The 25164-nt window shown below is 69.5% G+C and carries 7 protein-coding genes; all 7 read right to left on the bottom strand.

Going from position 1 to position 25164, the window contains the following annotated elements; genetic code table 11:
• Nucleotides 1-48: 48 nt before the first annotated feature.
• The 7 genes from AB0I11_RS28865 to AB0I11_RS28835 are packed head-to-tail and all read right to left on the bottom strand — an operon-like array spanning nt 49 to nt 24563.
• A complete protein-coding gene (locus tag AB0I11_RS28865; protein ID WP_357327517.1) occupies nt 49-843 on the bottom strand; it encodes an alpha/beta fold hydrolase in 795 nt (264 codons plus the stop codon).
• Nucleotides 818-2584 (bottom strand): ABC transporter ATP-binding protein/permease, encoded by a 1767-nt coding sequence (locus AB0I11_RS28860; RefSeq protein WP_357327514.1) that lies wholly within the window; start codon nt 2582-2584, stop codon nt 818-820. The genes AB0I11_RS28865 and AB0I11_RS28860 overlap by 26 nt, the downstream gene beginning before the upstream one ends.
• Nucleotides 2568-4793: a lantibiotic dehydratase gene (locus AB0I11_RS28855; RefSeq protein ID WP_357327511.1), complete on the bottom strand. Its 2226-nt coding sequence runs from the start codon at nt 4791-4793 to the stop codon at nt 2568-2570. The genes AB0I11_RS28860 and AB0I11_RS28855 overlap by 17 nt, the downstream gene beginning before the upstream one ends.
• Nucleotides 4793-5014, bottom strand: a complete 222-nt coding sequence (locus tag AB0I11_RS28850; protein ID WP_357327508.1) for an MbtH family NRPS accessory protein — start codon at nt 5012-5014, stop codon at nt 4793-4795. Before AB0I11_RS28850 ends, AB0I11_RS28855 begins: the two co-directional genes overlap by 1 nt.
• Nucleotides 5015-5023: 9 nt before the next feature.
• Nucleotides 5024-12769 (bottom strand): amino acid adenylation domain-containing protein, encoded by a 7746-nt coding sequence (locus AB0I11_RS28845; protein WP_357327505.1) that lies wholly within the window; start codon nt 12767-12769, stop codon nt 5024-5026.
• Nucleotides 12766-19098: an amino acid adenylation domain-containing protein gene (locus tag AB0I11_RS28840; protein ID WP_357327502.1), complete on the bottom strand. Its 6333-nt coding sequence runs from the start codon at nt 19096-19098 to the stop codon at nt 12766-12768. The genes AB0I11_RS28845 and AB0I11_RS28840 overlap by 4 nt, the downstream gene beginning before the upstream one ends.
• Entirely contained in the window at nt 19095-24563 is a 5469-nt protein-coding gene (locus AB0I11_RS28835) for a beta-ketoacyl synthase N-terminal-like domain-containing protein (RefSeq protein WP_357327499.1), read from the bottom strand. Before AB0I11_RS28835 ends, AB0I11_RS28840 begins: the two co-directional genes overlap by 4 nt.
• Nucleotides 24564-25164 lie beyond the last annotated feature (601 nt).

Genomic DNA, 25164 nt, shown 5'->3' with positions numbered 1-25164 from the left:
CGAAAGGCGCGGTCTACGGTCTTGTCGCTGCGGTGAGAGCTGGGGGAGTCAACTGCCTACCCCGATGGCCCGTTCGCGGACGATCTCGGCGATCTCCGCGACATGCGCGCGGATGAAGAAGTGCCCGCCGGCGAAGGGCCGCAAATCCACCGGCCGGTCGCTGTAGGAAGGCCAGCCGTCGACCTGGTATTCGCTAACCGAGCGGTCCTCCTTGCCGTACAGCACCGTGAGGGGGGTCTGCAGCGGGGCTGGACGGGGCCTCGACCACGTTTCCAGGAGCTCAAAGTCCGCGCGGATCACCGGTAGGACGAGATTGAGGAGGTCCAGGTTCTCCAGGACCTCGTGAGGGGTGCCCTCGTACTGACGTAGCCGGGCGGCGAGCCGCTCGTCGTCGAGCACGTGGACCAGGTCCTTCGCGTCCCTGCGGTCGGGCGAGCCCGCCCCCGAGACGATCACATGGGCAGGAGGCGGGGTGCCCTGCCGGGCCAGCTCGATGGTGAGGGCCACCGACACTGCGGCGCCCATGCTGTGGCCCCAGAACACGACGCGCCGGTCCATGAGCGGGCCGACCTCCTCGACGAGGTCGCGGACCAGGTGGGTCATTCGGCGGTAGGGGCGTTCCTGGAAGCGGCGCTCACGGCCCGGCAGGTGCACGGGCAGCAGGGCGCAGTCGCCGTCCAGCAGGGTGCGCCATTCGGTGAAGGCCGCAGCGCCCCCTCCCGCGTACGGAAGCGCGATGACCAGCGGGCGTCGGTCGGACGGGCCCGGCACCTGCCGCAGGAGCGCCCCCGGCCAAACGGACGGGAACGCTGCATGCTCAAAGAAAGCGGGTCTTGATTTCACGGCGGTATCCCATGACAGCCAGGGCGGTGAAGGCGGCAGTGTAGGCGATGAGGACCAGGAGCGAGGGAAGTCCGAAGCCAGGCTCGACACCGACGGCGCCCCAGCCGATGCGGGCGAAGTGCCAGGTCGGCAGGAACGGCGCGAGGGCCTCGGCCAGGCTGGGCAGCTGGTTGAGCGGTACGAACATCCCGCTGGCGAAGGAGAGCAGCAGGTAGACGATGGTGGACACGGGACCGGCGGCCTTGGGCGAGAGATTGTAGCCGATGGCCAGCCCCATGGCGACGAACACGATGTTGCCGAGGGTGAGTCCGCCCATCAGCCCCGCCCACTGGACAAGACCGAGCCTGACGCCCGCCACGACCGTGGAGAAGACGGCGAGGACGCCGAGCGTGAACAGTGTGAAGACGGCGGCCGGGACGATCCGCGAGGACAGATAGGCGCTCGGCGACATGGGGGTGGCCCGGATGAGCAGGTCCCACTTGAAGCCGCGCTCGGCCGCGATGCCCACGCCGAAGCCGAACAGTCCGACGCCGACGGCACCGTAGGCGCTGAAGCCCGCGACCGTGTAGGCCATGGCCTCCAGGTCACCATTCCTGGTCTGCGAGAGACCGAAGAATGCGAAGAAGATCGTGGGCAGCAGACAGGTCGTCAGGATGAACGCCATGTCGCGCTTAAGCTTGAGGAACTCGGCCTTCGTCTGGGCGCGCACCATCCGCATCCAGGAGGTGGCATCCAGTCGCTCGGCAGCCCGGCCCCCCTTTGCGGAGGGGTGGGGCAGCGGCGCGGTCGGGGCGGGGAGGTCGGCGGAGGAGGTACGCAGGACCTCCTCGACCGCCTCTTCCAGGCTGACGCCACGCACCTCGATATCGTTGAGGTCCGGCTCGGCACGGAGCAGGCCCCGCAGGACGTCCGCCGTGCAGGCCGTGGTCAGCGACAGCATGCCATCGACGTATTCGACGTCCTCCGCGCCACTGGCCCGCACGGCCTCCAGGTCGGGTTCATCAGTGGGCCGCAGGGAGATGCGGCGACGGCCGAAGTGCGACTTCATCTCCGTGGACGAGCCCTCGAAGACCGTGCGGCCGGAGGCGAACAGGACGATGCGGTCCGCCAGGGCATCCGCCTCCTCGAGATAGTGCGTCGTGAGCAGCACGGCGGTTCCCTCGGCCGCGACACGCTGCACCGCGGACCACAGCTGTCGGCGCGAGACGCTGTCCAGCCCCACGCTGGGCTCGTCGAGGAACAGGACGCGAGGCCTGCCACACAATGCGAGCCCGAGGTAGACGCGCTGCTGCTGTCCGCCGGAGAGTTCGCCAAAGAACCGCTCGGCCAAGTCCGCGAGACCGGCCAGGTCCAGGACCTCCTGGGTGTCCATAGGTTCGGGGTAGTAGGCACGGAACAGTTCCACCAGTTCGCGCACCCTGAGGGTGCCCGGAAGCCCCGAGTTCTGCAGGACGACGCCGCATTGTGCCCGTACCCGCGGTGAGGTCGGCGAGCCGCCCATCAACTCCACGACACCGGCGTCAGGCCGCCTCAGGCCGAGCAGGCAGTGCAGGCTGGTCGTCTTGCCGGCGCCGTTCGGTCCCAGGACGGCCACGACTTCGCCCGGGAACACCTCCATGCGGCCTTCGACGACGGCCTGGACATCGCCGAAGGATTTCGCCAGTCCGGCGATACGGACAGCCGGCTCCCGACGGGCGCCATCCGCCTTCGGGCCGCCCACTGATTCAAAGGTCGCAGTCATGGTTCTTCCTGTCTGTGCTCACAATCCTGAATTCGACGGGGTACCGCTGCCCGGAGTCGTCCTTGAGCCACATCCCGTCCGGGCCCGGGAGCAATTCGGAGAACGCCAGGTCGCCATCGGGCACGCGCCCGCGTCCGCGGCGGATCTTCGACCAGAGCATGTCGACCATCAGTGCGTTGGCCAGATCGACATAGACCGGCTTCACCTCGCCTGCGACCCGGACGAAGGCGTTCTGCGGAATCCCGAGCCGTTCACGCAGCGCTTGAAAAAAGGCGTAGACGGGTTCCTCCTTCGTGTTCGGCCCGGGAAAGTCCGCGAACGGCACGCGCCAGGTCTCGCGGCACACCACGACGTCGTCGACGGTGACCCTCGGCTGGTGGGCCTGCGGTTCCAGGAACCCGAACGACTGCGCCGCAGCGGTGCTGAGGTAGTCACCCAGGACCTCGACAAGGTCCTCCTCGAACGCCCCGTCCGCGGACACCACCCGCAACCCCCCTCCCGCGGGGACGACCCGCAGGGAGGCAGCAGGGATGAGTTCGGCCGAACTCGGTTGGTACGCCGGCTCGTTGCCGACGCCGATGTACCGGCACAGCGACGACAGATGCGCGGCCGGCGGGGCGGAACGGGAGTTCACGTGCCCGGTGCCGAAGGGATAGAGCGGGAAAATTGCCCCGGCGATCTCACGGTCCATCCAGGAGCGCACCTCCCGGACGTTCGGCGCGGTGTCCAGGAAGACCAGGATGTTGACGGTGTTGATGCACGAGTGCAGCTCGCCGAGCACCACCTGGAACCGCCCGGCCCGGATGCTGTCGACGGAGTCCGCGTCGATCATAAGGTCGGGACTGTGCCAGCGGGCCGCGGTCCACGCGGGCCCGCTCGCGGGGAACATCTCGTGCACCGCATCCCGAAGTTCGGCGACGGAGCGCGTGGTGGGCGAGCCGTCGGTGTTCGGCAGCAGGATCTTCGTCCAGCGGGAGCGGAGCTCGGCGCGGGCCGCGTCGACGGGCCGTACCGCGTCGTCCCAGAAGGTGGTGGACATGGCCGCGAGGAGGCGTGAGAACGGATAGCCGTCAGGCCACTGTCCCTCGTCGGCCTCCATGATCTGCCAGGCCGCGCGGATGTATTCCGCCGCAATCGCGTGGGAGAACCAGCGCGAGCTGATCAACACCAGTTCCAGAACGGGCCCCACCTTGCCGAGGACCTCGGGCCCCAGCTCCACGTCGAGGTCGGCGATGCAGTCCTCGTAGGCGATGCGTTTGCCGGCGTAGAACTGCCCGGCGCCCTGCTCGGCCTGCTCGCCGGTGATGCGTACGAAGACCTCCTCGGCGGCGGTCAGCGCCTGGGCCAGCCGCTCGGGCTCGGTGGCGTGCTCCTTCAGGGCCGCCACGGCCAACGTGACCTCGTCGAGGTCCCGCAGTGCGGCCGTGCGGCGCTCGACGTCGCTAACCCGCATGAGCTGGCCCCGCAGTTGGCGTTCCGGGCGACGTGCCTGGCGGATGGCGAAGTCGCCGCTGAGCACGCCCATGGCCTGCAGGCGCCGCACCTCGACGCGCACCTCGTCGGCGTCCCGATGCGGGCAGCCGAGCGGGATCTCGTAGGCGGCGCGCGTGCCGTCGCATGCCTTTAGCACCTCGTGCCGGAGCGGTGTCACTGGCAGCCGGGAGCCGTTCTGAAGGGTTATGGCCTCACGTGTGATGTCCAGGCTCGGAGCGATGTGCGGCACCACCCAGGGGTCCAAGCCGTGCCGTAGGCGCAGCGCGCGGGCCAAGGTGCGGACCGCCCACAGCTCCATGTACACGTCCCGGGACTTAGGGGGCCGGCCCGCAGACGTGACCCGTGTCGGCTGCGAGTTCCACGTACCCCACACCGACGGTCCGAAACAGCCGATGGTGTCGTTCTTGGCGCAGTAGCGGGACAGGTAGGCGGCCAGCGAACGGCGCACGTGGCGTCGCCGCCGCCCGGCCAAGTGCGCGCCTTTGCGTACCTGCTCGCCCAGCAGGGGGTTCTGCCACGCGAGCGCGCCCTGGAAGAGGTCGTCTCTGGCTGCCGTGCACAACTGCTCGAGCGCGGCTGACTTGGCCTCTTCGAAGGAGTCCGTGCCGACCGTGGAGAGCCAGTCGAAGGGCATTCCGGTGGTGCGGACGACGAGGGAGGGCCAGATGCCCCATTCGCCGCTGCCGCCCAGGGGCAAAAGGTGGGAGTCGTTCATCAGATGACTGCCGCGTCCATGGCCTTGCGCAGGCTGAGGGGGCGCATGTCCGTCCAGACGCGTTCGATCTCGGCGAGGCAGGCGTCGATCTGCCCGGTAAAGCCGGTTGAGCGCCACCCGTCGGGGATGTCCCGGCCCATGGGCCAAATCGAGTGCTGGTCCTCGTGGTTCACGACCACGTGGTAGGTGATGGTCAGGTCGTCTTCGTCGAAGAGGGGCATGACACCTTCTCAGAGTTGTGCGAGCGAAGTGAGTTCTTGCTGGATGTACGCGGAGAACTGTTCGATGCGGTGGCGGGTGAAGTGCCGGCCGCTGTAGCGCACGGAGCCTTCGACGGATCCGTCGACGATTTCGCACTCGATCTCTATGAGCGCTTCCGCCTGGGCCTTGGCGTCCTGCATGGATGATGGCGGCGGGTCCAGGAGGCGTACGTATGACTCCTGACCCAGCAGCGCGTGCGGAGAGCGCTCCCCGAAGTAGTTCAGGTGGATCTGGGGTTGGCGCAGGTGCCGCAGTGCTTCCGCACCGGGCGTGCCATCGGCGAGATAGCGCAGGAGGCCGAAGGAGTTGCGCAGCAGAGGATCGCCGGGCAGCAGTCCGGCGACCCGTCGCAGACCGTCGTGCGGCGTCTCCTCGGGTACGGCATCGATGCAAGTCGGGAACATCCCGGTGTACCAGCCGAGGCCACCGCTGCCGCCGGGCTCGGGGCCCGCCGCCCCGCCGTACCCGTCCCGGCCCTGCGTGAGGATGCCCAGCAGCAGGGGCTGGCCGTCGGTCCACCGGTGGTACGCCCGTGCTATGGCGGTGGACAGGACGGCCTCCATCATCGAACGGCCGTCCTCGTCCCTCAGTTCACGCAGGCGGGCGGTCTCGGCCGGGGCCAGCGAGAGGGGCACTCGGTACTGCTCCCCACGCGTCGGAGGTCCCGGATCGCGGTCGACGGGAACGGGTCGGAACCCGCCGAGCACCCGCGCCCAGTGGTCGGCCAGCACCTGCACCTTGGGATGGTGTGCGGCTGCGGCCGAGGCGCGCGCCCAGGCGGCGAAGCCCTCGACCGCCGGGGCATCACCGAACTTCTCACCCCGCATGGCGCGTTCGTATGCGTGGAGGAAGTCCTCCATCAGCTGCTGCCACGAGAAGCCGTCGATGACGAGGTGGTGGAGGGCGAACAGCAGCCTGGTGCAGTCGGGGGCCAGCCGCACAAGCGTCACCGACCACGGCGGGTTGTGCTCCAGGTCGGTCACCGCCCGGACGGTGCGCTCGAACTCTCCGAGCCGTTCGCTGCGCTCGCCTTCGTGCAGCTCCCGCAGGTCGAGGACCCGGAAGGTGACGAGTTCGGGCCGTTCGGCAACGTACTGCTGCCATCCCGCCTCCGTGCGCTGCCAGCGCATGCGCAGGGCGCTGTGGCGCCGCGCGGTCCACTCCAGGGCCGCGCGGACCGCCTCCGGGTCCAGGTCGATCTGCAGCTCCAGGTAGTGGAACAGCTGCTCCAGGGCCGGGTCGTCACCGGTCCGGTCGAAGAACACTCGCGCCCTCGGCAGGATCGGCACCGGTCCCGGGCCGTCGTCAAACATGGTCGCGGAGGCCGGGCCCGCCGCGGCCGCCACGGCGGCGACCTCACTGAGCACGGGGTGGCGGAACAGGTCGGCCGGGCTGAGCACGATTCCCTTGCCGGCCGCCTTGGCGACCATCCTCAGGGCCCGCAGCGAGTCGCCGCCCAAGTCGAAGAAGTCGGCGTCCCGGCCGACCGGTTCGACGCCGAGCACGTCCTGCCAGATGCGGGCCAGTTCGGCCTCCAGCGGCGTTCGTGGCTCGAAATGCCGCGCGCGAGCGGAGCCCTCGCTTGCGTCATCGGCGACGTCGACGTCGACGTCGACGGTACGCAGCGTCTTGCGGTCCACCTTTCCGTTGGCGTTGAGCGGCAGCTGCGCGACGCGGACGATCACGGGGACCGCCGGGGCAGGAAGAGTCCGCGCCGCGTGGCGGCGCACCTCCGCTGCGTCGAAGGTGTCCTCGGCGTCCGGCTGGGCGACAGCGAAGGCGACGAGCCGGTTGTCACGCAGGACGACTCCGACCTGACGGACAGCCGGGTGGGAGCGCACGACGGACTCGACGTCCGCCATCTCGATGCGCACGCCGCGCACCTTGACCTGATCGTCGTTGCGGCCCCGGAACTCCAGAACGCCATCGGTGCGCCAGCGTGCCCGATCTCCGGTCCGGTACATGCGGAATCCGTCATCCGCGAAAGGATCGGGGACGAAGCGCGCCCCGGTCGCGCCCGGCTGGTCCACATACCCCAGGGCCAGGCCGCCGCCCCCGATGTAGAGGTTGCCCACGACACCCGCAGGGACCGGGCGCAGAGCATCGTCGAGTACGTACACCCGCTCCCCGGCCAGTGGACGGCCGATCGGCACCACGCCACGGTCCAGGTGAGCGTCCGTGACGTCCACTGCCGTCGACCAGATGGTGGTCTCGGTGGGTCCGTACCAGTTCCCCAGGCGCACCCCGCGCTTGAGCAGGGTCTCGGCAACGGGAGTCGGCAGCGCCTCGCCGCCGCACCAGCCGCGCAGGCCCGTCAGGTCGCCCCTGGTGTCGGCGAGTGCGCCCCAGACGGTCGGCGTGGCCTGCAGCAGGTCCGCACCGGACGTACGCAGCGCTGTCATCAGGGCGTCCGGATCGAGGACGCCACCGGTGTCGTGCAGCACGAGATGGGCTCCGACAGTCAGCGGCAGCAGCAGCTCCACGATCGAGATATCGAAGCCGACGGTGGTGACGGCCAAGACGGTGTCCTCACCGCCCCACTCCCCGGTCGCCGCGTCGGCGAACACCGCCAGCGCGTGATGGGAGACGGCGACCCCCTTGGGACGTCCCGTGGAGCCGGAGGTGAACATCTCGTACGCGACGGCCCCGGGAATCACGACCGCATCCGCTGCGCCGACCTGCGCCGCGGAGGGCATGTCCGCCCGCACTACGGCAGTGCCGTGCGGTGCCCTGCCGACGGTCTGCGCGTCCACCACGACGGCTCGGGGCCGGGCCACGTCATTGATTAGCTCGGTACGGGCCGCCGGATGCGCCGGATCCAGCGGTACGTAGACGGCGCCGCACTGCCACACCGCGATGATCGCCGCGATCAGCTCCATGCGCCGTGGCAGGCAGACAGCGACCGGATCACCCTGCCCGATGCCCGCGGCGCGCAGACCGTTTGCCACACCCTCCGCGGCCTCGGAGAGTTCGGCGTACGAGTACGTACCGAGGGCGTCGGTAACGGCGGGAGCGGTGGCCCGCTCTGCCATGCACGCCCGGATGCGGACCGGAACCTGGAGGGGGGAGGCAGCGCCGGACTCGCCCCGACCCCACGCGTTCAGGATCGTCTGCTGTCCGTCCGGTGTCAGGACGTGGCGGGAGGACAGCGCCTCCTCGGGCTCGGTCGCCAGCCACCTCAGCACCGACCGGTACAGCTCCACCAGCTGATCCGCTTCCCACTCTGCGAAGTGGCGTGGGGAGGCGGCTAGGAGGAGCACCAAGTGCCCGTGGGCATCGTCAGCTCCGTGGTCGAAGGAGGCGTACAGCGGGTAGTTCGTCGGGGCGATCTCCTGGAATTCCCCGGAGAGCCGGACCGCCGACGAGTCCGACCCGTCCCTGTCGAGTTCTTTGAGGGCGTGAAAGCGGGTGTAGTTGAAGACCGCAGTGATCAGGGGGCCGTGTGCGCCACGTCGCTCCAGTGCCGCCCCCGGGTAGATCCGGTGGCGCAGCAGCGCGGTTTCGGCCCAGAAGCACTCCTTGACCAGGGTGGTGCCGGTGAGGCCAGCCGTTCTCAGCCGTACTGGAAGGGTGTTGAGGTACATGCCTCGGGTGTCCTCGGCTCCGACCATTTCCGGACGGCCATTGACGACCAGGCCGGTGAGTATCTCGTCGCGGCCGGTCCACAGAGCGAGTACGGCGGCGTGCGCGGCGAGGAGAACATCCTTGACGGGAGTGCCCAAGCGGTCGGCGAGCCGTTCGAGGCCGCGCTGGACGTCGAGCGGCAGTGGGACGACGCGCCGGTCGGCGGCAGCGGGGTGCTCGCCGCGCCGGGCGGGCAGCTCCAGCGGCTCGGCCCCGGCCAGGGTCTCGTCCCAGAACTCGCGGGTTGCCGGGTCTGCAAGGGCTGTGCGCTCGTCGGCCACGAAGTCGCGGAACAGCGTCGCAGGGGCCTCGACAGCTACCAACTCGCCGCCGGTGAGTAGGACTTCGTATGCGCGAAGGATCTCGGAGACCGTCGAGGTGAAGCTCCAGCCGTCCAGGATGGCGTGGCATTCGGTGACGCAGAACCAGAACAGGTCCACGTCCGCCTGTTGCGCGGTGATACGGAAGAGCGGAGCGCGGTTGAGGTCCAGGGCACGTTGCCGCTCCTGACGCATCCATGCGTCCACCCGGGCGGATGCCTCGCTGAAAGCCAGTGGCGCCTCGTTCTCTCTCCTCAAGTCGACGACGGTGACCGGCGGTTCGACTTCACGGTGGACGAGTTGGAGAGGCTCGCTGTAGGTAGACAGGTCGAATGACGTACGTAGTACCGCGTGGCGGGCCATGACATGGGCCACGGCGTCGCGGAGCAGTCCTTCGTCCAGTGCCGCGCGCACCGCGACACCTGTCACGTTCAGATAGGCGGCGTCGTCGAGCTGATGGAAGACCATGCCCTGCTGAAGCAGGGTGAGCGGGTAGGCGTCCTCACAGCTCTCGGGCAGCAGGGCCCGGTCGGCGGGGTCGGTCAGCTCGAAGGGGCGGGTTTCCTCGCGCTGGCGGGCATCCGGCGCCCCTGCCAGCACGGCGAGTTCGGACACGGTCTGGGCGGTGAAGACATCCGCGACGGAGAACCCCCGTCCCTTTTCCCGGGCGAGCGCCGCGACCTGCACTGCGCGGATCGAGTCGCCGCCGAGCTCGAAGAAGTTGTCGTCCGCCCCGACGCGGTCGCACTCGAGCACTTCGGCCCAGATCGCGGCGATTGCCTCTTCGGGCTCCCCTCGGGGAGCCCGGTAGGGGGACCGGACGGCACCGGCGAGGCGCACCCTCCGGGCGCGCTCCCGCAGAGCGCGACGGTCCAGCTTGCCGTTGACGGTCCTAGGCAGGTCGGTGGTTGCCGTCAGGACGGGAACCATGTGCGCGGGAAGCCGCGCCGCCAGGTGCGCACGCAGTTCCGCAGCGTCCAGGCCGTCGTATGCGGGCACCACGAAGGCCATCAGCCGTCCCTCGTCCGCGACCACGCCGGCCGCGGTCACAGCGGGATGGGCGGCCACCGCCGCCTCTACCTCGCCCGGCTCGATGCGGAAGCCGCGTACCTTCACCTGGGCGTCCATGCGGCCCAGGTACTCCAGTTCACCGCCTGGGAGCAGCCGGACGCGGTCGCCTGTGCGGTACATACGGCTGCCGTCGGCCGCGAAAGGGTCCGGCATGAACCGGGTGGTGGTCAGCGCTTCCCGGCCCGCATAGCCCTGCGCGACACCCTTGCCGCCGACGTACAGCTCACCGGGAACACCTGGCGGCAGCGGGCGCATCCAGGAGTCGAGCACGTATGCGGACAGGTGCGGCAGCGGTACCCCGATCGGGCCGCCCGTCATGAGCCGCTCCGCATCCGCCCGTGTAATCTTGCGCAGGGTCACGTGCACGGTCGTCTCGGTGATTCCGTACATGTTGATCAGCTGCGGCAGGTCCGCGATCGGCAGCCGAAACCACGGTCGCAGGGCGGCCGGTTTGAGGGCTTCGCCGCCGAAGACGACGGTGCGCAGCGTGCCGGGGAAGGGGGCATGCGTTCCCGCCCAGAGGTGGACCAGCGAGTCGAACGCGGTCGGGGTCTGGTTGAGCACGCTCACGCGCTCGTCGATGAGCAGCCTCAGGAACCGGTCGGGGGTGCGGGCGGTGTCCCGGTCGACGACCACGACGGTGCCGCCGGAGGTCAGCGGGCCCCACATCTCCCAGACTGAGAAGTCGAAGGCGATCGAGTGGAACAGCGTCCACCGGTCGGCCCTCCCGTACCCCAGCGCCGCGCGGCCCTCGGCCAGCAGGGACGCGAGATTTCCGTGGGTCACGGTGACGCCCTTGGGGGTGCCAGTGGAGCCTGAGGTGTAGATGCGGTACAGCGGGGAGGCCGACGTCACCACGCGGGGCTCGAAGTCCTCGGCGGCCAGCGCCTTTGATATGTCCAGCGGTACGACGTCGAGGTCCCCGGCTCCGACCCACTCCGCGAGGGAGGGATCCCCCACGAGCACGGTGCAGCCCGCGTCCTTGAGCAGCGAGCGCAGCCGCAGCTTCGGGTGTTCTTCGTCAAGCGGCAGTGCGGTGAGCCCCGCCTTGGCCACGGCCAGCATCGCCACGACGAGGTCGGCGCCGCGCCGGGTCAGGACCGCGACCGGGATGCGCGGATCGGCCACCCGTCGGCCGATGCGGCCGGCCAGCGCCTCGGCCAGCTGGTCCAGTTCGCCGTAGCCGATGCGGGTGGAGCCGTGCACGACGGCCTCGCGCTCCGGGTGGGCGGCGGTCTGCTCCTCGAACCAGCCGACGATGCCGCGCGGCCCCAGCCGCGGGGGCGTATGGCGCCCGCTGGTGGCCTGCGGCAGCGGGGCACCGAGTCGCAGCGCGGACATGGGGGCGTCAGGGCCGGCCACGGTCTCGGTGAGCAGCACCTCGTAACAGACCAGCCAGGAGCGGGCCGTGTCGGCTGCGATGAGGTCGCTGTCGTACTCCAGGTACAGGCGCGTGCCGTCGGGTGCCTCCTCGACGGTGAGTGTCAGGTCGAACTTCGAGATGCCCAGGTCGACTTCGAGGCGTTCGGCGGAGATCCCGCCGGGCAGTTCCCGCGCGCTGATGTCCGTACGGCGGTGGTTGAACACGATCTGGACGAGCGGCGGCCTGCTGCGCTCCCGTTCAATCTCCATGGCCTCGACCAGCCGCTCGAAGGGCAGATCGCGGTGGGACACGGCTTCACTGGTTGCCTGGTGTACCTGGGCCACGAGTTCGCGTACGCGGGGGTCGTCCGCAACCGGCGTGCGCAGGCACACCATGTTCACGAAGTTCCCCACACGGAGGGAGTCCTCGACCCGCCGGGTGGTGACCGGGCAGCCGATCAGCAGGTCCTGCTCGCCGGTGAGGACCTGGAGCAGGTAGCGATAGAGCGCCAGATGTACGGACGAGGGGGTGACGCGCAGCTTCCGGGCGAGCCCCGTAATGCCGGAGGTCAACTGCTCATCAAGGAGGCGCCCGATGCGGCGTCCGTTGTTGCCCTGTACCGCAGGGCGCGGGTGATCCGTGGGCAGCTCGACAACCGTGGGGGCTCCTGCCACCCTGGCGCGCCACCATTCCAGCTCTTCCTGCGCGGTGACCGGTTCCGGTCCGGTCACCGTGCGTGGGACGACGGGCCCTGCCGCGGCACCCGTGTACTGGCCGAATATCTCCGCGATGAGCAGGTCAAGGCTGTCGCCGTCGCCGACGATGTGGTGGACGCAGAGGCAGACCAGGTGCTCGTTCTCCGCAGCCTCGGCCACGGCCAGCCGTGCGAGCGGACCGCCCGCGACGTCGAACGGACGGCGGGCCTGCCCGGCCAGCCACTGGTGAGCGGCGTCCGGTGACTCAAAGCCCTTGCCGAAGACCGTCTCCGGTGCCATGTCATGCGGGCCCAGGACCCGGGCCCGGGGGCGGCCGCGCTCGTCCTCGAAGACCGTGCGCAGGGCTTCGTGCCGTGAGACCACCGCCGAGAAGCCGTCGGACAGTCGCCGAGTGTCCAGCGGCCCGGAAAGGCGGACGCCGGCTGCGATGTTGTAGGCCGCGCTGTCCGGGTCGAGGCGGTGCAGGAACCACAGCCGGGTCTCGGCCCGGGTCAACCGGGAGGAGTCCGCGGCACCGTCGGCGGCTTCGGTGCCCGTGGCGGGTGCCTGCTCAAGTCCGTGAGCCTGCATCTCGGCGTCGAGCAAGCGCAGAAACTCGGGATCGTCGAAGACACCGGTCATCGATTCGCCTTTGCAGCCATGAGTAGTTGTTCGGCCACTGCCGCCACGCGCTCGGAGTTCGGGTTGATCGCGCGGATTTTCGCGGACTGCTGTGCGATGGTCTGGGCCTCGAAGACGTCGGTCACGGACAGTTCGGTACGCAGCACACGGCGGATCCGGTCGACGATGCGCAGGGCGCTGATGGAGTCCCCGCCCTGGTCGAAGAAGTTGTCCTCGCGCCCAGGGGCGGTAACGGACAGCGCCCCGGACCAGATTTCCGCCAGGACTCGCTCGACCGTGTCCCTGGGCGGCTCGCTCTCCTCTGACTCGGACAGCTGGGGCTCCGGCAGCTCCTTGCGGTCGACCTTGCCGCTGGGCGTGAGCGGCAGGGCATCGATGAAGCCGACCGCCGGCACCATGTGTGCCGGCAGCCGCTCTGCGACATGTCCGCGTATCTCCTCCTGTGTGGGCTTCCCCTCGCCAGGAACCACATAGGCCATCAGGCGCCCGTCACGGACGACCACGGCGGCGTCCCGTACCTGTGGATGGCCGGTGAGCACGGCTTCGATCTCGCCGGGTTCGATACGGAACCCGCGTACTTTGACCTGGTCGTCAACGCGGCCGAGGAACTCCAGGGCACCATTGGGGAGTTTCCGCATCCGGTCGCCGGTCCGGTACATCCGTGCACCGGCAGGACCGAAGGGATCGGGCACGAAGCGCAGGGCAGTGGCCGCGGGCGCACGGTGGTAGCCCTGCGCGACGGTCGTGCCGGCGATGTACAGCTGGCCCTCGGCGCCCGTCCTCGCGGGTCGCAGCCACCGGTCCATGACATAGGGGACGACTCCCGGAACGGCGCGCCCGACCGGGACGCGCCGCTCCACACGTTCCTGCGCCGAGGGCAGGTCGAGGTCGTCCACCGGCTGGTCCGTGGCCCAGATGACCGTCTCAGTCGGGCCGTAGAGGTTGTGCAGGTGAACGCCCCTGCGACGGGCACGGTCGGCCAGAGCGGGGCTGAGCGGTTCGCCGCCGCAGCCGCCGGTCATGCCGGCAAGATCGGCGTCGGTGGCGAGCAGTTGCTCCCAGAGACTGGGTACCGAGTACAGGCGGGTGGCCCGCATCTGGGCGATGTGCGCTGCGAGCTCGGTGGGGTCGAAGGCCGGGCCGCTGTCGTGGAGCACCACATGAGCGCCGAGTGACAGTGCGACTAGGAGTTCCAGGACGGACACGTCGAACCCGACCGTGGTCACCGCGATCAGCGTCTCGTCCGGTCCCCACTGGGGAGCGATCGCTTCCCGGAACGCCGCGAGTTCTCTGTGTCCCACCATCACGGCCTTGGGTGCACCAGTCGATCCGGACGTGAAAATGAGGTACGCGGCATCGCCCGGTACCGCCTTGAACACTGGGGCGGGCGCTGGCTGCGGCCTGGTGGCGTCCAGCGCCCCCAGAGCCAGAACCTGCGTTTCCTGCGGGAGCTCCTTGATCGCCGACGGGTCATCGGCGTGCACCACGACGACCGATGCGCCACACTGCTCGGTCATGCGGTGGAGGCGCTCGCGCGGGATTCGCCGGTCGACGGGGACGTACACGGCGCCGCAACGCATGATCGCCAACATGGCAACGACCGTTTCCACGGTCCTGGGCAGGAAGGTGCACACGCGGTCACCGCGCCTGACCCCCATGGCGTTCAACGTGGCTGCTGCATACATGACTTCACGTTCCAAGTGGGCGTGGGTCAGTTCCCGGCACCCGTCCGACACGGCGGGCCGATCGGCGGGCAGGGTCGCTATCAGCTGTGGCAAGGAGCGGAAGCCCTCAGCCGGGGGGTTGGCCGTGTAGACGGGTTTCTTATCGTTGTCGACGTCGAGGTCGTACAGGGACCGCTCCGGATCTTCGTCGAGCACGCGAAGCATGACGCCGACCAACTCCGCGAGGAAGCGGGCGTCATCCTCCCCGACCAGGGCGGTGCTGTAGCGCACCAGAGCCTTGACCCGCTCCCCGTCTTCGCACACCTCCAGAGCAAGCGGGAACTGGGTGACCCCGGAGCCCAGCCCCTCGGGGCGGAATATGGTCCCGCCAGCGCTCAGGTCACCCCGGCTGCCCTCCCAAGCAACCAGCGTCTGGAACAGAGGCATGGCGGAGGTGTCGCGCTCCGGCGCAACCTCGCGGACCAGCTGCTCGAATGGCAGGAAGCGGTCCTCGTACGCTTCGGCCAGTAGTCGCTGTGTGCACCTGACATGGTCGGCGAGGGAGCCCATGGCCGGGAAGTGGGCCCGTACGGCGATGCTGTTGAGCAGCGGTCCCACCACCTCGTGCTGGACCTCGTGGGCGCGAAGGGAGACCGGCAGCCCCACGGCGAAGTCGTCCTGACCCGTCCACCGGTGCACGGCGAGCTGCCACAGCGCGACCATGACGGCATTCGGGGTGACTGCGGCCCGAGCGGCGGCACGGGTGAGCGCATCGCTCTCGAAGACCACCTCGGCGACTGCGCCCTTGTGGTCGAAGCGGTGCCGCAGGCTCAGCGCCTCCAGTGGGCGAACGTCCTCCAGGGCGGCTGCCCGGCGCCGCAGCATGTCAGCTGCTGAGGCTGCGAGTTCGGCCTCCTGTCGACCGGCCACATCGCTGTACTGGACAGCTGCGGGCATCGATTCCGCGCTTTGTGCCGTGTGCGCCGTGTAGCGACTGACGAGTTGATGGACGATCGTCTCGACGGACTCGCCGTCACACGCGATGTGGTGCACGCATAGGAGCAGCAGATGGTTGCTGCGATCGGACAGCAACGCCGTGCGCAACGGCCCTTCGGTCAGGTCGATCGGCCGCGCCGCCAGTTCGGCCGCCCGCTCGCGGCACTTCTCCCAGGAGACGCACTTCCGCGGCTCCAGATCCGCCCGCACCTCTTGCCGACTCACCGGCAGGACGCGGCCTTCCGGCCCGTGCGCCGCCATGCGGACGGCGAGCCGCATGGACTCATGTGTGCTCAGGACATCGCAGACCGCACTGGCCAGGGCATCGACGTCCAGCGGGCCCTCGATCCGCAGGGCGATGGGCACGTTGTACGCCTGCGCCTCGGCGGCATGGCGGGACAGGAAGAGGAAACGCCGCTGGGCGGTGGACAGGGGGACGCGAGCGTTGTCCTCGGGGCTCCTTGGTTTCGGGAAGGCGTTCGAAGCGGTGCCCCCGGCCTCGGCATCGGGTTCGTCCGCCGGGGTCCGGCGGATGTGAGCGGCCAGGTCGTCCAGGACGGGGTTGTTGAAGACTGTCGCCATGGACACCCGGCGGCCGAAGCGTTCGGTGCAGGCCGCGGCCACGCGGGTGGCCAGCAGTGAGCTGCCGCCGAGCGCGAAAAAGTCGTCGTCGGCCCGGATGTCTGCCCTGCCCAGCAGATCGCCCCAGATACGCAGCAGTTCACGCGTTACGGCGTCGGCCGTATCCGCCGGCACCAGAGACGTGGCCGGCACTTCTTGATCCGCCTCGTCCCGGAGTGTTGCCCGATCGACCTTGCCGCCGGAGGTGAGCGGCAGTTCGGATGTGACCCGGATCCACCGCGGGACGACGGCGGACGGCAGGTGGGCGGCGGCGAGGGCGCGTAGTTCGGCCTCGCCCACGACAGCCCCGGTCTCGCACCGCGCCCAGGCGACCAGATGCGGCTGCGGCTGCGGGCACAGGAGCACCACGGCCTCGTTGACGTGCGGGTGCCTGCGCAGGACGGACTCGACCTCACCGAGCTCCGTACGGATGCCGGACAGCTTCACCTGGCCGTCCCGGCGGCCCTGGAACTCCAGGCGACCGTCGTGCCGTAGGCGCACGATGTCACCGGTGCGGTACATGCGTTGCCCACCGCCCGCGTAGGGGTCGGGCAGGAAGCGCAGGGCGGTGGTGCGGGGATCGCCCAAGTAGCCCTCGGCGACGAGTCCACCGAGGTAAAGCTCGCCGACGGCGCCGACCTCTAGGGGATTGCCCGCCGGGTCAAGTACGTAGGTGTGGCGGCCCGGCATGGCGTTGCCCAGCGGCACGCGCGCCCAGCGCGCGTCGTCCGGTCCCAGGCCGCCGTGCACAGCGGTGATGACGGCCTCTGTGGGTCCGTAGACGTTGTTGAGCCTTGGGGTTCCGGTGATGTGGCCGAACCAGGCGTCAAGAGCGCCTCGGTCCAACGCCTCTCCCCCGATGAGCAGTTCGCGCAGGGGTCCCTCTGCCAGTTCCTCGAGAGCCGCACCGCCTTGGGCGCACAGCTCGTGCCAGTACGGGGTGGGGAGGTTGGCCACGGTGATCCGGCGGGCGGCCACCTCGGCCGCGAAGTCCGCCGGATCCCACAGGTCGTCGCCCCGCAGGACCACGATCGCCCCGGTGGTCAGGGCCACTATGACCTGCTCTATCCACACGTCAAAGCCGTGCCCCGAGAACTGCAGGCACCGATCATCCGCCGTGATGCCGTACGCGGCCGCCGCTGAGGCGGCATGCGCCAGCAGCGCGGCGCGGCGGACGAGCACGCCCTTGGGGCGCCCGGTGGACCCAGAGGTGTACAGGCAGTATCCGCCCATTCGGTCGCACAACTCGGCTGCGGGAATGAGATGCTGAGCCATCTTCTCGCCGCTCTCCGCCGTGATCGTCAGCTCTGCAGGCTCATCGGCGTGCACCGTTTCCCTCACCTGAACGCGTGGGCGCGCGGAGGCGAGGATCTGTTCGCGCCTGCCTTGCGGAGTTGCCACGGGAATCGGTACGTACACAGCGGCGGCGTCCAGGACGGCCAGCAGCGCCACCAGGGCGTTGACGGATCGCGTCGTGCTCACCGAGACCGTCTGCCCAGGCCGGACACCCGCCGAGAGAAGCCGGTCGCGCAGCGACCGGACACGATCGCGCAGTTCGCCGTACGAGAGCGTCTCGCCGTTCAACTGGACAGCGATCCGATCGGCGTGGCGGCCCAGCAGATCCGCCATCGTGACCGGCTCCCGCCGGGAAGCCGACACCTTAGGGACCCAGGCTGCGGGCATGCCGAGCGCAGCCACCGGCTGCTGTGGCCGCATGCAGGCGGCACGCAGCACTTCAGTGAAGCGATGTCCCAGGGCGGTCATGCTCGCTTTGGTGTAGAGCTCCTTTTGGAAGATCAGGCGCGGACGCATGACGCGCCCGTCGTCGGAGATCTCCAGGGCCACGCCGTTCTCCGCCGCGGTACGGGGGAGAGCGGCCTCCATCGCGAAGAATCTGGTATCGACCGCGTGCTTGTTGAAGATCACGCCGATCCGGGCGGATCGCCCGTAGACCTCGGCCATTACCTCGTTGAAGGGGGCGTCCTGGTGCCGCAGCGCCTCGGCGATGCGCGTGCGGACCTGCTCGAACAAGGCCGTCACCGGCGCCTCGGGGTCGACAGTTATGCGGAGCACCACGGTGTTGATGAACGGCCCCACCACCCCGAGTGCCCCCTCGACGTCACGCCCTGATACGGGCATGCCGATCACCAGGTCAAACCGGCCGCTCCAGCGGGCGACGAGCACGGCCCACGCGGCAAGCATGATCACCTGGTCCACCAGTCCCAACTGGCGGGCGGTTTCCCGCACTTGGTCCGCCAGCTCCACCGGGATCGCGATGTCGTGGATACCGGCCGCGAAGTCCGGCTCCGCGGGCGGGACCAAGTCGTCCGGCAGCGACGTCGGCTCCGACGCGCCGGTCAGGGCGGCAACGGCCTCCCTGACCTGACGCCGGCGGTGTGTGACGCGCAGTTCGCTCGCTTCCCACACCGCGATGTCCGGGTAGTCGAGCCCGCTGGCGGGCATGGCCCCGTCCATAACCCCGTACAGCATGACCTGCAGCGATGCCGCGTCCACGGTCAGGTGGTGCACGGCCACCAGCAGGCGGGCCACGGCATCTGGGAAGGTCACAAGACCCATCCTGATGAGAGGTTCCCCGGTCAGGTCGAACCGGTGGCTCAGCCATGCCCGCTCCAGCTCGGCCAGCCGAAGCGCGGTCGAAGGATCCGCTTCGAGGCCCATCTCGATGTGCTCGACACGGAAGTCGCTCATCGCACGAAACCGGATGACGGGGCCGCCGGCGGTGACGACCACGCGCGAGCGCAAGACCGCGTGCCGGGACAGCATGCTCTCCAGCAGCAGCTGGGCGTCGGAGACGTCCATGCGACGCTCGGCGCGGGCCGTGAATCCCAGCGTGAACAAAGGGGCGTCTTCGGCGAGTTGGTCCGCCAGCCAGATGCGCTCCTGCGCCGGGGTCAGCGGCACCTCGGCGGGTACGGTACCCGAGGCGACCGGCCCCTGCTGGCGGGCAAGAGCGGTGCTCTTGCCCGCCAGCAGCTTGGCCAGCAGCGCCTGCTTGGCCGGGGAGAGAGACGTGGACCCGGTGGTCATGCCGTCTCCCCGCGCCCCAGCATCGCCTGCGCCTCCTCGTCGCTCATCTGCCCCAGGGCCTCGATCAGCCGAGCCTCAACGCAGCCCGCTAGCGCTCGTACAGTCGGGTACTCGAAGAGGTCGGCGATGGAGAGGCGGACCGAGAGCCGGTCGGCGATACGGGCGATGAGCTGCACCGCGACGAGCGAGGAGCCTCCGATCCCGAAGAAGTCGTCGTCGATGCCGACCTCGGCGACGCCCAGCACCTCGCCCCACATCCAGCTGAGGATCTGCTGGACCTCGGTTTCTGGCGCGATGTACGGGGTGTCCAGCGTGCGCGCGGCCTGGCCGTCGGCGAAGAGGTTCTCGGTCTTGCCGAGCTCGGCCGTACCGAAGGAGCGGACACGCGCCAGGCGGCTGAACAACCCCTCGGGGCAGACCACGACCTGCGAGCCGGGGCGCAGGCCCAGGATGCGGCGGAAGATTTCCTGGCCTTCGACCGTGCGCAGCCGGTCACTGGGCACGTGCGAGGGCTCCGACCGATCCGGCCCCTGAACGGCTGCGGGCTGCTCGGCATCGACGCGGACGGATCGCATCGTGTAGCCCTCGATCACCACGCACGGCTGGCCCGTCTCGTCGGCGATGGTGACGTCCACGTCCAGGAAGTCGGGCCGCTGCGGGTCGCTGTGGTGCTGCTGGACGGCCCAGCAGCGCGTCGGCATCGGGCGCAGGACGGTCACGGAACGGTACGTGAAGGGCAGATAGTTGTGGCCTTCGAAACCACCCACGCCAAAGGCGGTGGCCCGGTCCATGAGGGAGGGGTGGATGACCAGCCCCTCGTCGTCGGCGTGGAACTCCTGCGGCAGCGTCAGCTCCGCCAGGCCCTGGCCGTCTTCGCCACGGTAGTAGGACGTGACCACATCCCAGCGGGGCCCGAAGGTCATGACGCCTTCGTCCGACTCGTCGAAGTCGGAGAGGTCTTCCGCGCGTAGCGACGTACGCAGCGCCTCCAGATCGACCGCGGCGGGTGCGGCGCCGGTGTCGACGCCTGCTCGGCCCCGGCAGTGCACGCGGGGGCCGCTGCCGGAGGAGTCGTGGGCCGTCAGCTCGAAGCTCCAGATGTCGTCACCGTCGAGGGAGAGCCGGACCCGGATGGTCGTGGTGTCGGCGACCACGAGCGGGTCGATGAAGATGACCTCGGACAGGGTGATGTGCTCGGCGCCCGTGGTATCGCGTGCCGCCACGCGGACCATCTCCAGCAGGCTGGTGCCCGGCATGACGCCAACGCCGCCGAGCCGGTGGTCGGTCAGCACCCAGTGGGCCTCGGGGCGCAGTTCGCTCTCGTACTCGCGCAGTGCCGACTCGTCGACGTAGCGGCGGTGCATGAGCGGGTGGCCGAGCGAGGTGCTGTGGGCGCGCGCCAGGTCCTTGACGCCCTGGGACACGTTACCGCCGGCCACCATGCCGACCTCACTCCAGCCAGCCCAGTTGATGGACACTACGTAAGGTCCGGATCCGTCACGCGATGCGGCGAAGGAGTCCATGAAGGAGTTCGCCGCGGCGTAGTCGGAGTGGGCGTAGTCGCCGCAGACGGAGATGATCGACGAAAACAGCGCGATGAAGTCCACCTCTTCGCCGCACAGGCGATCGAGCACGACCGTTCCTCCGGTCTTCGGGCTGAGCACCGGCGCGGCCGCCTCCGGCGTGTGGATCTCCATCAGCGCACCACCAGGCAGGCCGGCGGCGTGGATCACACCGTTGATCGTGCCGAAGCGCTCCCTCGCGGCGCGCACCACCTCGGCCATGGCAGTCTCGTCCGCCACGTCGGCCGCTCCCACCAGCACCTCGGCACCGAGGGACTCCAGCTTCCGCACGCCCCAGATGCGCCGTCGGGTCTCCGCACCGGTCGCCGGGTCAGCCAGCACCACGTCCCAATCCTCCGTGGGGGGCAGAGCTCTGCGGCCGACGAGGACGAGGCGGGCCCTGTGACGGGCCGCGAGGTCCTTGGCGATTTCCAGACCAAGGCCGCCGAGACCACCAGTAATGAGGTACACGCCCTCGTCGCGCAGCAGGGAGAATTCCGTGGGCTCGTTGGCGATCGACCGGTAATCCCGCACCCAGCGGCGCGCACCGCGGACGGCCACGTGGTCCTCGGCGTCCTGGCCGAGCTCACGCACGATGCTCCGGAGCAGCCGGGCGGGCTCGTCGGTGATCTGCACGTCGAGGTGGCGGGTGCGCACCCCGGGCACCTCGGTCGCGATCGCCATGACCGGGCCGCGGACGGTGGCCACATAGGGCACGGTGGCCTCGGCTCCGGTGACGGCGTGGGCCCGGTCGGTCACGACCAGCAGATCGAGCTTCTCGGGAGCGACGCGTGCCAGGCCCTGGGCGAGGTGGAGCAGCCGGTCGTAGGTCCGCTGGGCGAGTGCAGGCGACGCCTCGTCAGCGGCCGTGAACACCCCTGCTGCGTACAGCACACGGTTCGGGGCCTGCCCCGCGCCCCAGGCGGCTTCCAGCAACTCCCTCACGCTCGTGGGGTCGTCGGGGTTGACGACATAGCCGTCGCCGCCATCGGAGAAGCCGAAGCCGCTAACGGCGGAGACGACGAACGCGCCGGTCGCCCGGCAGGTCTCGATCAGCTCGTGCCCACGCGTGTCGTCGTCGGTGATGATCAGCCAGGTCTCGCCGAGGGCGCTGTCCGCCTGGTGCCGCTGGTGCGGCGCCTCGGTCCACACCGGCACGTACAGCGGGGCCCGCAGCGGCGGCTTCGTGCCCTCCTCCCGTGTCAGGCTGGTCTGGGCGGACTCGGTGACGGGGTCCGGATTGACCCAGCAGCGGCGGCGTTCGTACGGGTAGGTGGGCAGCGGCACCTTGCGGTGCGGGCGGCCGGTGACCTCGGCCCAGTCGAGGTTCACGCCGGAGGCCCACAGCCTGGCGGCGGCGGCCAGGACGAATGCGCCGTCGTCGACTGCCTTGTTGGGGGAACGCAGCGTCTGGGCGGCGGCGATCTGACCGCCGTCAACCATGGCGTGCTGGCGGGCGAAGGAGGACAGGGCCTGCCCTGCTCCCACCTCGAGCAGGACGAGCCCGCCCCGCCGGGCCAGGGTGGCCAGGCCGGCAGCGAAGCGAACCTCGCCGCGCAGGTGCCGGACCCAGTAGTCGGGGTCGCGGGCCTCCTGCTCGGTGATCCAGTCGCCCGTGACGTTCGAGACGTACGGAAGAACGGGCGCCGACAGCCGGACCGAGGCGACGAGTTCCCGGAACTGATCCAGGATCGGGTCCATCATCTGGCTGTGGAACGCGTGCGACGTGCGCAGCGGCGTCGCCCGGAGCCCCATCTCCTCGAGGATCTCGCGCAGCTTGTCCACACCCTCCTGGGTGCCCGAAACCACGCTCGCCGATGGTGAGTTGGACGCGGCGAGCTGAACCTCGCCGGCCAGCTCCGGGTCGTCCAGCAGCGGGCGGACCGCCTCCGCGTCGAGCGGCAGGGCGAGCATCGCACCGCGCGGCAGCGACTGCATCAGCGCGCCGCGACCGGCCACGAGCCGCAGGGCGTCCTCTAGCTCAAGGACACCAGAGAGGGTGGCGGCGACGTACTCGCCGACGCTGTGGCCGAGCATCGCCGCCGGGCTGATCCCCCAGGACTGCCACAGCTGGCCCAGCGCCCAGTCGACGGCAAAGGTCACGGGCTGGGTGATCCGGGTCTCCGCGAGCAGCACGGCGGCCTCCGGGTCGGAGGCGTCGGCGTACAGCAGGCCGAACAGATCGCAGTCCAGCACCTTCACGAGGACGTCGGCACAGCGGTCCAGGGCTTCGCGGTAGACGGGCTGGGTGCGGTACAGCCCCAGCGCCATGCCCGGGTACTGAGCCCCCTGACCCGGGAAGAGGAAGGCGACCTCCTGCTGCTTGCCGCCCCGGCCGTCGACGGCGAGAGCGGAGTCACCTCCACGGCGCAGAGCCGCAACGGCCTCTTCGGTGGTGGCGGCGACGACGGCACGCCGGTAGTCGTGCTGGCCGCGTCCGCTCTGCAGCGTGCCCGCGACATCAGCCAGCTCACCCCCATGGGTCTCCAGGTGCGCGGCCAGGTCGGCGGCGGCCTGCTCCAGAGCGTCCGCGCTGCGGGCCGACAACGGAAGCACGTGGTATCCCTGCTCGTCATCGGACGTCGCCGCGGGCTCCGGCTCCGGGGCCCGCTCCAGGATGGCGTGGGCGTTGGTGCCGCCGATGCCGAAGGAGCTGATCGCGGCACGCAGCGGGGAACCGTCCGACTCCCATCGCGTGGCTTCACGCTGGAAGCGGAAGGGGGTCTTGTCGAGTTCGAGTGCCGGGTTGAGCTCGGTGCAGTTAAGGCTGGCCGGGATGACGCCCTCGCGCAGCGCGTACGCCACCTTGATCAGGCTGGCGATGCCGGCCGCCGGGCCAAGGTGCCCGACGTTGCCCTTCAGGGAGGCGAGGGCGCAGAAGCCGCGCTCGGAGGTGTGCTGGGCGTACGCCTCGGCGATCGCGCTGATCTCGATGGGGTCCCCGACGACGGTGCCGGTGCCGTGGGCCTCCAGGTATCCGATCGTGCGCGGGTCGACCTCCGCGTCGCTGAGCGCGTCGAGGATCAGTTCGGTCTGGCCGTGGACACCGGGGGCGGTGAATCCGGCCCGGTCGTCGCCGTCGTTGTTCACGGCGGAACCGCGGATGACGGCGTGGATGGTGTCGCCGTCCCTGAGGGCGTCCTCCAGGAGCTTGAGAACCACAACGCCACCGCCGTTGGAGAAAATCGTGCCAGTGGCGTTCGCGGCGAACGGTCGCACGTGCCCATCGGCGGAGTAGATGCTGCCTTCGACGTGCGCGTACCCGGCGCCGAGGGGGAGGTCGACCTGAGCACCGCCCGCCAGGGCCACGTCGCACTCGCCGTTGCGCAGGCTCTGCGCAGCCAGGTGGACGGCGACCAGCGAGGTGGAGCACGCCGTGTAGACGGAGATACTTGGCCCGAGGAACCCGAACTTGTACGAGACTAGAGGGGCAACGTAATCGGGGTAGTTGCCGATGCTGACGCTCATGCCACCGGCTACCCGCATGACTGCCGAATTCCGCGAGACGTAGTCCTCGCGGTACGTGCTGTTCGCTGTGCCGCCGAAGACACCGACTCTCCGCGTCATGCGGCGGTAGTCGTAACCAGCTTGCTCCAGCGCAGTGTTGGCGAGTTCTAAGAAAAGGCGATGCTGTGGGTCCTTGATCTCGGCCTCGCGCTGTGTGAGGCCGAAGAAGCCCGAGTCGAAGCTGTCGAGGTCCGACGCCGAGTAGGAGGCAGACACGTACTTGTTCGAGGTGTACTCGGCCGCGTCGACTCCCATCTCGCGCAGCTCCTCAGGAGTGCGCCACTCGACGGACTCGACGCCGTCGCAGAGGTTCCGCCAGAACTCGTCGGCGGAGTCGGCCCCCGGGAACCGTGCGGCCATTCCGACAAGAGCTATATGATCGCCGCGCAGCGTCACATCCCCCACCCAGTCTCGAACGTAGCAGTTGCCTGAATCCCTGCCTGCGGTACGCGAATGTCGTCGTAGTAAGCGTCACCGGTAGGCGACTCGCCGATCCGGCCAATTGGGCTCGTCACCTGGTGACGGCTGATACCGGCGGCAATCGGCACCTTATGGACCGCTACGACCGGGGCAGACTGCGCCTGCGCAACGGGCGGGCTGAGCAATACACCGGCGAGCAAGCGCCGTCGGAAATCCATTTGAGGTTTGCGCCTTCTAATCGAAGCAATATGTTGTGTTATCGCATTACAAGACACACAAGGAGATGTGCCACGAGGGTCCGGGCGAGATCTGATTCAGCTTTGGCGGGATCCTGGCGACAGGCGTCATCGTTGCCATTGTTGTGCGAAACACGGCGACGGCGCCCTGCTTGGCATGCCGTTGCCTCGCCTGCACCCTCGGCCGTTCCACCGGACACGGCCACCAGCCCCTTCGGACCGCCGACGAACCGCGGTTGTACGCGCGCGCGACTGCGAAATCGGCAAGCGCGGCCGCCGATGCGAGCATCCTCCGACCTTCCTCCGGACCGTAAATTCCGTACCCAAGACGTCCCGTGTTG

It is taken from the genome of Micromonospora sp. NPDC050495 (assembly GCF_040655175.1).
Taxonomy (GTDB): domain Bacteria; phylum Actinomycetota; class Actinomycetes; order Mycobacteriales; family Micromonosporaceae; genus Micromonospora.
Note: the sequence above shows the minus strand (reverse complement) of the source record. Positions and strands in the feature narration are given on the sequence as shown.